This is a genomic window from Citrobacter sp. Cpo071 (assembly GCF_030332765.1).
Taxonomy (GTDB): domain Bacteria; phylum Pseudomonadota; class Gammaproteobacteria; order Enterobacterales; family Enterobacteriaceae; genus Citrobacter; species Citrobacter portucalensis.
This window is the reverse complement of record NZ_JAOWHE010000067.1, coordinates 72,698-84,814: the sequence shown is the minus strand read 5'-3', so window position 1 is coordinate 84,814 and position 12,117 is coordinate 72,698. Positions and strand designations below refer to the sequence as shown.

Below are 12,117 nucleotides of genomic sequence, written 5' to 3'. Positions count from 1 at the left end.
CAATAAAATGACAAAGCCGGATCTCAATGATTTTGCATGGTTTGTACATGTTGTAGAGGAAGGGGGATTCGCGGCGGCGGGTCGGGCGCTTGATGAACCGAAATCAAAACTAAGCCGACGGATAGCGCAACTGGAAGAGACGCTGGGAGTTCGACTGATTCAGCGAACCACCCGCCAGTTTAACGTGACGGAAGTTGGGCAAACCTTTTACGAACACTGTAAGGCGATGCTGGTGGAAGCGCAGGCAGCGCAGGATGCGATTGCCGCGTTACAGGTTGAACCGCGTGGCGTGGTGAAGTTGACGTGTCCGGTCACGCTGCTGCATGTGCATATCGGGCCAATGCTTGCCCGTTTTATGGCGCGTTATCCTGACGTATCAGTGCAACTGGAGGCCACTAACCGCCGCGTGGACGTTGTTGGAGAGGGTTTGGACGTGGCGATTCGCGTCAGGCCCCGACCATTTGAGGATAGCGACCTGGTGATGCGTGTGCTGGCGGACAGGGGACATCGTTTGTATGCCAGCCCGCAGTTAATCGAGCAAATGGGAACGCTACATTCTCCGGCGGAGCTGACGCGTTGGCCTGGCCTGAGTCTGGCGACGGGTAAACATGTGCATCGTTGGGAGTTATTCGGGCCGCAGGGCGCACGTGCGGAGGTGCATTTCACGCCACGTATGATCACCACCGATATGCTGGCGTTACGTGAAGCCGCAGTTGCCGGTGTGGGGGTAGTTCAACTTCCACAGCTGATGGTAAAAGATCAAGTAGCTGCGGGTGAACTGGTGGCATTGCTCGACGGCTGGGAACCGAAGCGAGAAATAATTCACGCAGTCTTTCCATCACGCAGGGGATTATTGCCGTCAGTACGCACATTAGTGGATTTCTTAACGGAAGAATATGCGCGGATGATTGAGGATTAAATACCTGACCTTGGCCCACAAAAAAGGCCGGTTAAACCGACCTTTTATTATCTGGACGCCATTCGGGCGTTAAAAACAATCAGCGACTACGGAAGACAATGCGGCCTTTGCTCAGGTCGTACGGGGTCAGCTCAACAGTCACTTTGTCGCCCGTCAGGATGCGGATATAGTTTTTACGCATTTTACCGGAGATGTGTGCAGTAACCACGTGACCGTTTTCTAACTCTACGCGGAACATGGTATTAGGTAACGTATCGAGAACGGTACCCTGCATTTCAATATTGTCTTCTTTGGCCATCTAATCCTCTGGGGTATCACTACCGTAATTTGAACCGGCAAGATAATGCCGAAGTTCTTTTAATAAGTAAAGATTTGTGCGTTTAAAACACAGCAAATCGGGTTTGGCGCATTACTCTAACCACACACGGCAAAGCCGCACTTAAAGCGCAACGTGTAAGGGAACGAGGAGATAAACGATAGGCGTTGCCTGACGCGAACTGTTCCTTAACGGCGGCGGGGTAATGGGCTAAACCAACTCTGCGCGACAATTATAACACCCCGACAAAAAATGTGCCGAAAACATTCACCCCTGAGACGAAAATAACGTCCTGGGAACCCAGAAATGGCTCGGTAGCCGCTGCTGGCGCAGTCTGCTCAGGTGTTCAAGGTACTCCCGACGTGGGGTTTCGACGGCGCCCAGCGAAGCTGTGTGGCTATTTAATACCTGGCAGTCGATTAATTTTCCGCCCTGACGGATAAATTCAGCGCAAAAAACAAGCAGTGCGGTTTTGGACGCATTTTCCTGACGGCTGAACATTGATTCGCCACAAAATAGCGTACCTTGCGCCACGCCATACATACCGCCCACTAATTCATTTTGTCGCCATACTTCAATGGAGTGCGCATGACCCAGCTCGTGCAGGCGATGGTAGGCGTCCACTACATCATGCGTTATCCAGGTGCCTTCTTCCCGGTCATTGGCGCAGCCTTCAATCACCTGACCGAACGCGTAATTGAGCGTCACGCGATAAGGTGAGTTTTTATGAAAACGTTTCATGCTGCGGCTGAGATGAAATTTCTCGGGCCAAAGAATGGCGCGTGGATCGGGCGACCACCAAAGGATGGGGTCGCCAGGTGAAAACCACGGGAAAATTCCGCGCTGGTAGGCCATTAACAGTCGAGCTGGACTGAGATCGCCGCCAAGCGCCAACAAACCGTTAGGCTCGCGTAAAGCGCCTTCCGGTGAAGGGAAGGCTATAGAATGGCGGGACAATTGCACCAGGCGCATGACAGCGAAACTCCACTACGCGAGTTTGATCGTTCAATAATAGCTTACAGACGTTGCTTAAACTGGTAATAACGCCCCTGCCGGGCTAACAAATCTGCGTGATTACCTTGCTCAATAATATGTCCGTTGTCCATCACTATTATTTGATCAAAACGTGACAAGCCGCGCAGACGATGTGTCACCATCAGTACGGTTTTATCGCGCATGACATCGCCAATTAATTCAAGCATTTGGCTTTCTGTTGTGGCATCAAGCCCTTCGGTCGGTTCATCCAGCAGCATCAGTGGGGCATCGTGCAATAAGGCGCGGGCGATAGCCAGACGACGGAGTTCGCCGCCAGAAAGCTGACGACCGCCTTCGCCTAACCAGGCATTGAGTCCATCACCCTCTAGCAGTTTGTCCAGACCGACGCGGCACAGCATTGCGGATAATGTGTCATCACTGGCGTGCGGTGCTGCCAGCAGCAGGTTATCGCGAAGCGTCGCGCTGAACAGGTGCACGCGCTGTGGCACGACGCTGATGCTCTGGCGCAGCGTGGTTTCACTGAGGGCTGAAATCGGCTGCTCATTAATCAGAATTTCGCCGTGCTGCGGATCCCATGCGCGGGTCAGCAATTGTAGTAACGTTGACTTACCGCAGCCAGTGCGACCGAGAATCGCAATGTGTTCACCGGGCTGAGCCTGCAGCGAAAGGGTGTCGAGCGCTTTTTGTGTTTGCCCCGGATAGCTGAATGAAACATCGCGTAGCGTGAGAGTGACCTGCTCAGAAACTGGAGAACCGGCATCCGGGAAGGTGACTTCTGGCTGCTGTTCGGTCAGTTCGGTGATGCGCAGCGCAGAGGCAATAACCTGTCCGAGATGCTGAAATGCCCCGGTGACGGGTGCCAAAGCTTCAAACGCGGCCAGCGCACAGAAGACAAACAGTGCGATCAGCGCGCCAGGCTGGGTATTGCCACCCACGCCGCCGGAGGCCATCCATAACATCACAACCACTGCCAGTGCGCCGACTAACAGCATGACCGCCTGTGATAGCGCTGTTAATTCAGACTGACGTCGTTGGGCTTCATGCCACTGCAACTCGGTGGCTTCCATTTGGGCGCGGTAACGTTCACTGGCGCCAAAGATGGTCAGTTCAGCCTGGCCCTGCAGCCAGGATGTTAACTGCTGACGATACTGCCCACGTAAATGCGTCAAACTTTGCCCGGTGCTTTTACCTGCCTGATAAAAGAGTGGGGGCAGGATAAATAAGGTCAGCAGCATAATACCGCCGAGAGTGATAGCCAGCGTGAAATCGAGAACGCTCAGCCCCAGCGTGACCACCATGATGACGACAAAAGCGCCCACAAGCGGGGAGAGCACGCGCAAATAGAGATGATCGAGCGTGTCGACATCTGCCACTACGCGGTTAAGCAATTCACCTTGTCCATAACGGGACAGGCCAGCAGGGGAGAGCGGCAGCAGTTTGCTGAAGGTATAAATACGCAAATGTTGCAGCACGCGGAACGTCGCGTCGTGGCTGACCAATCGCTCGAAATAGCGGCCCGCGGTTCGGGTGATTGCCGCACCGCGTACCCCGGCAGCAGGGAGCATATAGTTAAAACTGTAAATCCCGGTGACACCCACCACAGCAGAAGCCGACAGGAACCAGCCGGAAAGCGTCAGCAAACCAATACTTGCCAGCAGTGTGACGATCGCCAGAACGATCCCCAAGGTTAACATCCATTTGTGACGTTTATACAGCGTCAGATAAGGTAGCAAAGCGCGCATTTAGATGTCCTCCTGACGATGAGCCAGTAATGTCGCAAACGCCCCGTTGGCTGCGCTAAGTTCGGCATAAGTGCCTTGTTCAACGATCTGTCCGTCCTGCATCACCCAGATAACGTCCCAGTCGGCAAGATCTTCAAGTTGGTGTGTCACCATCAGCGTGGTCTGGCGGCGTGATGCTGCTTTCAATGCCTGCATCACGCGTTGTTCGCTATGTGCATCAAGGCTGGCGGCGGGCTCGTCAAGCAGCAACAACTGACATGGATTGAGTAAGGCGCGAGCCACGGCAACGCGCTGCGCTTGTCCGACAGAAAGTCGAGCAGCCTGATCGCCTACTGGTGTATCCACACCCTGTGGCAGAAGTGGTAAAAACTCACTGACCCAGGCGCTGTCGAGTGCGGCTTGCAGCTGTTCTTCGCTGGCATCGGGGCGAGCGAGCAGCACGTTATCGCGTAACGTGGCGGCAGGGAGCTGCGGATTTTGTCCAACCCAGGACAGCTGTTTGCGCCAGCAATCAGGCGACAGGTCGCGCAGCTCAAAGCCGTTAATCCGCAGCGATCCCTGATAAGAGAGAAAACCGGACAGGACATTGAGCAACGAACTTTTGCCGGAGCCGCTGCGGCCAACCAGCACCGCGCGTTGGCCCGCTGGCAGGGTAAAGTTGAGCGGACCAGCAAGCACTTTACCTTCCGGCGAGGTGATGACCAGATCTTCTGCTTCAATTGAAACTGCGTCTTTTGTTGTCAGCTCAATATCACCACGCTCAGGATGTGCAAGCGGGGTTTCCATGAAGGTTTTCAGACTGTCTGCAGCACCAACGGCTTGTGCTTTGGCGTGATAAAACGTGCCCAGATCGCGCAGGGGTTGGAAAAATTCCGGCGCCAGAATGAGCGCCAGGAAGCCAGCAGCCAATGTGACGCCCGTCCCGTAGTGGCCAAAATCGAGTTCACCGAGGTAGGAAAAACCGAAGTAAACCGCGACCAGTGCGATGGACAGGGAGGTAAAGAACTCAAGGACACCGGATGACAGAAACGCCAGACGCAGGACTTCCATGGTACGCTGGCGGAAATCCTGTGACGCTGCGCGGATGCTTTCTGTTTCGGCTTCACCGCGGCCAAAGATTCTTAGCGTTTCCATGCCCCGCAGGCGATCGAGGAAATGGCCGCTGAGGCGGGCAAGAGCCTGAAAGTTGCGGCGGTTAGCATCGGCTGCACCCATACCAACCATCGCCATAAACAACGGGATCAGCGGGGCAGTTCCAAGCAGAATAAGGGCGGCTACCCAGTTTGACGGGAATACCGCCGCCACGATCAATAAGGGGACGCATACGGCCAGCGCCATTTGCGGCAGATAACGTGCATAGTAATCATGCATGTCATCAATCTGTTCCAGAATTAGCGTAGCCCAGCTCCCGGCTGGTTTACCTTGTATCCAGGCGGGACCTGCTTGTTGCAGACGGTCAAGCACCTGGCGGCGAATCTCAAAGCGGATATGTTGGCCAGCATGAAACCCGACGCGTTCGCGTAACCAGACGACCCATGCCCGCAGGATGAAAATCAATACCAGCACAATGAAAGGGAGCAGAAGCGCCTCTCTGGGGATATTGTCCATGATCATATGGTCGAGAATTCGGGCCATGAGCCAGGCCTGAGCGACAATTAACAGGCCGCTCACGAACCCCAACAGGCGTGAAATGTTCAGCCATCGTTGGGAAATTACACTTTGCTGTTTTAACCAGCGGGTCAGCTCTTTTTGACGGGTTTTATTCATTGCACGCTTAGCAGGTGAGTTATTGGAATTTTTGGGCAGGACAATGTTACAACGAGGCAAAAATAAAGGCGACTTATAGTCGCCTTTTTTACTTTTGTTACTGATTTGTAAAACTTATTTGCAAGCGTCTGCCAGACCGTCGAGATAACGCTCTGCGTCAAGTGCAGCCATACAACCGGTGCCTGCTGAAGTGATCGCCTGGCGATAAATATGGTCCATCACGTCACCGGCGGCGAATACACCCGGAATGCTGGTTTGGGTGGCGTTACCATGAATACCGGACTGAACTTTGATGTAGCCATTTTCCAGTTCAAGCTGACCGTCGAAAATGGCGGTATTCGGGCTGTGACCGATAGCTACAAACAACCCTGCAACGTCAAGTGACTCGACGTTGTCAGTGTTTTGCGTATCGCGCAGGCGCAGTCCGGTTACGCCCATTTGATCGCCGGTCACTTCTTCCAGTGTGCGGTGGGTATGCAGCACGATGTTGCCGTTTTCGACTTTATCCATCAAACGCTTGATCAGGATTTTCTCGGCGCGGAAGCTGTCGCGACGGTGAATCAAATGCACTTCAGATGCGATATTCGCCAGGTACAGCGCTTCTTCAACAGCAGTGTTGCCGCCGCCGATCACCGCAACTTTTTGGTTACGGTAGAAGAAACCGTCGCAGGTCGCGCAGGCGGAAACGCCACGGCCTTTGAAGGCTTCTTCTGAAGGCAGACCCAGGTAGCGTGCTGACGCACCGGTGGCGATGATTAGTGCGTCACAGGTGTATTCACCGCTGTCGCCGGTCAGACGGAAAGGGCGGTTTTGCAGATCAACTTTGCTGATATGATCAAAAATAATTTCAGTTTCAAATTTGGTCGCATGTTCGTGCATGCGTTCCATCAGCAATGGGCCTGTGAGATCGTGCGGATCGCCAGGCCAGTTCTCCACTTCTGTTGTTGTGGTCAACTGACCACCTTTTTCCATACCGGTAATCAGTACCGGTTGCAGGTTCGCGCGTGCAGCGTAGACCGCAGCGGTATACCCCGCAGGGCCAGAGCCCAGAATAAGAAGTTTACTGTGTTTGGTTGCGCCCATGAGATCCCCATAGTTGTTAGCAGGCAATGAGCAGGATTGTAGGGAATTTACAGGCGTAAAAAAAGAGTATGGCGATTTTGTTAACAATATGTGTAATAGCGGGAACCGATGAACGGCAGAATTAGTCGTAATACTATAACGATTTCTACTTAAAATCGGTCAGTTATAAGGTGATAAAATGACGATTTTCCATCACTGCGAATGAATAACTGGCATGTTGTACTAAAAATCGATGTTTTGCTTTGACAATCCCCTGCTGTTTTGCGAAAACATTCAAGGAAGAAAAAAACTGTGTCATGTATGTGCTGCATAATCATGCATGTAGATACCATGTTTACCGTGTTAGCGAAATCTACGCATGGTGTGGACAGATGCCATTCGTGATGTCGATAGCCGCCGACAGGCAACGGTCTTCTCACCATAAACCCAGACATTGCGAACCGAAAATCCCTCTGGGTTGCGGTTTATTTTGATGGGTAGCGACTCTGAACAGTGATGTTGGTAGAGTCAGGCAGGAGTAGGGAAGGAATACAGAGAGACAATAATAATGGTAGATAGTAAGAAGCGCCCTGGCAAAGATCTCGACCGTATCGATCGTAACATTCTTAATGAGCTGCAAAAGGATGGGCGTATTTCTAACGTCGAGCTTTCTAAACGTGTGGGACTTTCACCAACGCCCTGCCTTGAGCGTGTGCGTCGGTTGGAAAGACAGGGTTTTATTCAGGGCTATACAGCGCTGTTAAACCCGCATTATCTGGATGCATCACTTCTGGTTTTTGTTGAGATTACTCTGAATCGTGGCGCCCCGGATGTGTTTGAACAATTTAACTCTGCAGTACAAAAACTTGAAGAAATTCAAGAGTGTCATTTGGTTTCCGGTGATTTCGACTATTTGCTGAAAACACGCGTACCGGATATGTCGGCATACCGTAAGCTGTTGGGGGAAACCCTGCTGCGTCTGCCTGGCGTGAATGACACACGTACTTATGTAGTAATGGAAGAAGTCAAACAGAGCAATCGTCTGGTAATTAAGACGCGCTAACACGGAACAGGTGCAAAATCGACGCAGTTTGATTACACTCCTGTTAATCCATACAGCAACAGTGCCGGGGCAACCCGGTGCTGTTGTCCGTTTTAGCATCGGGCAGGAAAAGCCCGAAACCTGGAGAGCCGTTTTTGAGCCAGGAATACACTGAAGACAAAGACGTCACATTGACGAAGTTAAGCAGCGGGCGCCGACTTCTGGAAGCGCTACTGATCCTTATTGCCCTTTTTGCCGTCTGGTTGATGGCTGCCTTACTCAGCTTTAACCCTTCGGATCCCAGTTGGTCGCAAACCGCGTGGCATGAGCCTATCCATAATCTGGGTGGAATACCTGGAGCATGGCTGGCGGATACGCTGTTCTTTATTTTTGGCGTCATGGCCTACACCATCCCCGTCATCATTGTCGGTGGCTGCTGGTTTGCCTGGCGGCATCAGGCCAGCGACGAATACGTCGATTATTTTGCCGTCTCGCTGCGCATTATTGGCGTTCTGGCGCTGATTCTCACTTCCTGCGGGCTGGCCGCAATTAACGCCGATGACATCTGGTATTTCGCCTCTGGCGGCGTGATCGGCAGTCTGCTCAGCACCACGCTACAACCATTGCTGCACAGCAGCGGCGGCACGCTGACGTTGTTGTGCATTTGGGCAGCGGGATTAACACTGTTCACCGGTTGGTCATGGGTGAGCATTGCGGAAAAACTGGGCGGCTGGTTACTCAATATCCTGACGTTTGCCAGCAACCGTACCCGCCGCGACGATACCTGGGTCGATGACGAAGAATATGAAGACGAAGAAGAGTCTGTCGACGCCGCTGATGGCAAACCCCATGAATCGCGCCGAGCTCGTATTCTGCGCGGTGCGTTAGCGCGCCGTAAACGTCTGGCGGAGAAATTTACCAACCCGCTTGGTCGTCATACCGATGCGGCGCTGTTTTCCGGCAAACGCATGGATGATGAAGACGAAATTGAATACAGCGCCCGTGGCGTGGTTGCCGATCCTAATGATGTGCTGTTTTCCGGTAATCGCGCGACGCTGCCTGAATATGACGAACTTGATCCACTGCTTAACGGCCACTCGGTGACCGAGCCTGTGGCTGCAGCAGTTGCAGCTACAACAGCCGCTCAGGCCTGGAGCGCACCGGTCGATCCGTTACTGCAAACGTCACCCGTGACCAACACTGTTATGGAGCAACCGGTCCCAACCGTGGCCTGGCAACCCGTGCCTGGCCCGCAAACCGGTGATGCCGCGATTGCACCAGCGCCTGAAGGTTATCCGCAGCCAGCCCAGTACGCGCAACCTCCGGTGCAGCAGCCGTATGAGCCATGGCAACAACCGGTTGTGGAGCAGAGTCCGCAGCCGCAATATTACGCACAGCAGCCCGTTGAACCTGTTTATACGCAGCCTGTCGCGCCGCAGCCGGAACCTGTTTATCAGCCGGAGCCCGTGCTGCAACCTGTCTATCAACAGGATCCGACCTCTCAACAGAACACCGCATTCCAGCAGCCTGGTTATCAGCCGGAGCCTGTGCAGCAACCTGTTTATCAGCAGGATCCAACTTTTCAACAGAGCACTACGTTCCAGCAGCCTGTGGTTGAACAACCAACAGTGGTGGAACCTGAGCCGGTGGTTGAAGAAGTTAAACCGACTCGTCCGCCGCTCTATTACTTTGAAGAAGTCGAAGAGAAACGTGCGCGTGAGCGTGAGCAACTGGCCGCATGGTATCAGCCGATTCCAGAACCTGCTCAGGAGCCTGAGCGTGTTAAGCCGTCTACGCCATCTATGCCAGCGACTGCATCCATACCACCCGTTGAGTCTGTTGCTGCCGTTGCACCGCTGGCCGCTGGCGTAAAAAGCGCCGCGTTAGGGGCAGGTGCCGCTGCCGCAGCACCTGTCTTTAGCCTTGCAGGCAGCGGTACGCCGCGTCCGCAGGTGAAAGAGGGCATTGGCCCGCAGTTGCCGCGTCCGAATCGTGTGCGCGTGCCTACTCGTCGTGAACTGGCTTCATATGGCATAAAACTGCCGTCACAGCGTATGGCTGAAGAGAAAGCGCGCGAAGAGCAGCTTGATACAGATGCGTACAGTGACGATGAAATGGATGCAATGCAGCAGGACGAGCTGGCACGTCAGTTCGCTCAGTCGCAGCAGCATCGTTATGGCGAAGAGTATCAGGACGATACCCACCAGACTGATGACGAAGATTCAGCCGCAGAAGCGGAACTGGCTCGCCAGTTTGCGTCTTCTCAGCAGCAGCGTTATTCCGGTGAACAGCCTGTCGGAGCGAATCCGTTCTCCCTCGATGACTTTGAATTTTCGCCAATGAAAACGCTGGTGGATGAGGGGCCGCATGAGCCGCTGTTTACGCCTGGCGTAATGCCGGAGCCCGCGCCGCAGTACCAGGAACCAGTTGCGCCGCAGCAGCATTATCAGCAACCGGCGCAGCCAGTTGCACCGCAGCAGCACTATCAGCAACCGGCACAGCCTGTTGCACCACAGCAGCATTATCAGCAACCAGCGCAGCCAGTTGAATCGCAGCAGCACTACCAGCAACCGGTGCAGCCAGTTGCATCGCAGCAGCATTATCAACAGCCAGCGCAGCCAGTTGCACCGCAGCAGCATTATCAGCAGCCAGCGCAGCCTGCTACACCGCCGCCGCAGGATAGTCTGATCCATCCGCTGCTGATGCGTAATGGGGATAGTCGTCCGGCGCACCGTCCAAGCACGCCGCTGCCATCGTTAGATCTGCTCACGCCGCCGCCGAGCGAAGTTGAGCCGATAGATACGTTCGCACTGGAACAAATGGCACGTCTGGTGGAAGCGCGTCTGGCGGATTTCCGCATTAAAGCCGATGTGGTGAACTATTCTCCTGGCCCGGTGATTACCCGCTTTGAGCTTAATCTGGCTCCAGGGGTTAAAGCAGCGCGTATTTCTAACCTGTCACGAGATCTGGCGCGTTCATTGTCGACCGCGGCGGTACGTGTGGTCGAGGTTATTCCAGGCAAACCGTATGTCGGACTGGAGTTACCGAACAAAAAACGTCAAACCGTCTATCTGCGAGAAGTGCTGGATAACGCTAAATTCCGTGATAACTCATCTCCGCTGACTGTGGTGCTGGGCAAAGATATAGCGGGCGAACCGGTGGTGGCCGATCTGGCTAAAATGCCGCACCTGCTGGTGGCAGGGACAACCGGTTCCGGTAAGTCTGTTGGGGTGAACGCCATGATCCTCAGCATGCTGTACAAAGCGCAGCCGGAAGACGTTCGCTTTATCATGATTGACCCGAAAATGCTGGAACTTTCTGTTTATGAAGGTATTCCACATCTGCTGACTGAAGTTGTGACCGACATGAAAGATGCCGCCAATGCCTTGCGTTGGAGCGTCAATGAAATGGAACGTCGCTACAAACTGATGTCGGCGCTTGGCGTGCGTAACCTTGCCGGTTATAACGATAAGATTGCTGAAGCCGCCCGTATGGGACGTCCGATTCCAGACCCATACTGGAAGCCGGGCGACAGCATGGATGTTCAGCATCCGGTGCTGGAAAAACTGCCGTATATCGTGGTGTTGGTGGATGAATTCGCTGACCTGATGATGACCGTTGGCAAAAAGGTGGAAGAACTGATTGCTCGTCTGGCGCAAAAAGCGCGTGCGGCGGGTATCCACCTGGTGCTGGCAACCCAGCGACCGTCAGTTGACGTTATCACCGGTCTGATTAAAGCGAACATCCCTACGCGTATCGCCTTTACAGTGTCGAGTAAAATTGACTCGCGTACCATCCTTGACCAGGGCGGCGCGGAATCGCTGTTGGGTATGGGTGACATGCTTTATTCTGCACCAAACTCGACGATCCCTGTACGTGTACACGGCGCCTTTGTACGCGATGAAGAAGTTCACGCGGTAGTTCAGGACTGGAAAGCGCGCGGCCGTCCACAATACGTTGATGGCATTACCTCTGACAGCGAAAGCGAAGGCGGCGGTGGCGGCTTTGATGGTGGCGAAGAACTGGATCCGCTGTTCGATCAGGCGGTGAACTTTGTTACTCAGAAACGCAAAGCCTCAATCTCCGGCGTCCAGCGTCAGTTCCGTATCGGTTACAACCGAGCGGCGCGCATCATCGAACAGATGGAAGCGCAGGGAATAGTCAGCGAACAAGGGCATAATGGTAATCGTGAAGTGCTGGCTCCGCCGCCCTTCGAATGATTGCAAAGTTAAGTAATTCAGTATTTTCTACTTTCCTCATGCTGATTTTTGGC

General features: G+C 53.7%; 8 protein-coding genes. 3 read left to right on the top strand and 5 right to left on the bottom strand.

Annotated elements, in window-relative coordinates:
- Positions 1 to 7: 7 nt before the first annotated feature.
- Positions 8 to 919: a LysR family transcriptional regulator gene (locus OGY09_RS04395; protein WP_003831675.1), complete on the top strand. Its 912-nt coding sequence runs from the start codon at positions 8 to 10 to the stop codon at positions 917 to 919.
- Between the two features lie 79 nt (positions 920 to 998).
- Here the strand turns inward: OGY09_RS04395 and infA are convergent, their stop codons facing one another.
- From infA to trxB, 5 genes are all read right to left on the bottom strand, one after another.
- Complete coding sequence (gene infA, locus OGY09_RS04390) at positions 999 to 1,217, bottom strand: translation initiation factor IF-1 (protein WP_002211347.1); 219 nt, start codon at positions 1,215 to 1,217, stop codon at positions 999 to 1,001.
- 285 nt (positions 1,218 to 1,502) lie between these two features.
- Positions 1,503 to 2,207, bottom strand: coding sequence for a leucyl/phenylalanyl-tRNA--protein transferase (gene aat / locus OGY09_RS04380; protein WP_032942822.1), 705 nt, complete (start codon positions 2,205 to 2,207; stop codon positions 1,503 to 1,505).
- Between the two features lie 44 nt (positions 2,208 to 2,251).
- Positions 2,252 to 3,973 (bottom strand): heme ABC transporter ATP-binding protein/permease CydC, encoded by a 1,722-nt coding sequence (cydC, locus tag OGY09_RS04375; protein WP_032942824.1) that lies wholly within the window; start codon positions 3,971 to 3,973, stop codon positions 2,252 to 2,254.
- On the bottom strand, positions 3,974 to 5,740 hold the full coding sequence (cydD, locus tag OGY09_RS04370; protein ID WP_003831887.1) for a heme ABC transporter permease/ATP-binding protein CydD: 1,767 nt from the start codon (positions 5,738 to 5,740) through the stop codon (positions 3,974 to 3,976).
- 114 nt (positions 5,741 to 5,854) lie between these two features.
- A complete protein-coding gene (gene trxB, locus OGY09_RS04365) occupies positions 5,855 to 6,823 on the bottom strand; it encodes a thioredoxin-disulfide reductase (protein WP_003831889.1) in 969 nt (322 codons plus the stop codon).
- A gap of 547 nt (positions 6,824 to 7,370) precedes the next feature.
- Between trxB and lrp the strand changes: the two genes are divergently transcribed.
- Positions 7,371 to 7,865 (top strand): leucine-responsive transcriptional regulator Lrp, encoded by a 495-nt coding sequence (gene lrp, locus OGY09_RS04360; protein ID WP_002439523.1) that lies wholly within the window; start codon positions 7,371 to 7,373, stop codon positions 7,863 to 7,865.
- A gap of 134 nt (positions 7,866 to 7,999) precedes the next feature.
- Complete coding sequence (gene ftsK, locus OGY09_RS04355) at positions 8,000 to 12,064, top strand: DNA translocase FtsK (RefSeq protein ID WP_032942826.1); 4,065 nt, start codon at positions 8,000 to 8,002, stop codon at positions 12,062 to 12,064.
- Positions 12,065 to 12,117 lie beyond the last annotated feature (53 nt).

Bases quoted from the DNA above. Each gene is read 5' to 3' on its own strand.
- OGY09_RS04395 (WP_003831675.1), top strand. From the start codon at position 8: ATGACAAAGCCGGATCTCAATGATTTTGCATGGTTTGTACATGTTGTA.
- infA (WP_002211347.1), bottom strand. From the start codon at position 1,217: ATGGCCAAAGAAGACAATATTGAAATGCAGGGTACCGTTCTCGATACG.
- aat (WP_032942822.1), bottom strand. From the start codon at position 2,207: ATGCGCCTGGTGCAATTGTCCCGCCATTCTATAGCCTTCCCTTCACCG.
- cydC (WP_032942824.1), bottom strand. From the start codon at position 3,973: ATGCGCGCTTTGCTACCTTATCTGACGCTGTATAAACGTCACAAATGG.
- cydD (WP_003831887.1), bottom strand. From the start codon at position 5,740: ATGAATAAAACCCGTCAAAAAGAGCTGACCCGCTGGTTAAAACAGCAA.
- trxB (WP_003831889.1), bottom strand. From the start codon at position 6,823: ATGGGCGCAACCAAACACAGTAAACTTCTTATTCTGGGCTCTGGCCCT.
- lrp (WP_002439523.1), top strand. From the start codon at position 7,371: ATGGTAGATAGTAAGAAGCGCCCTGGCAAAGATCTCGACCGTATCGAT.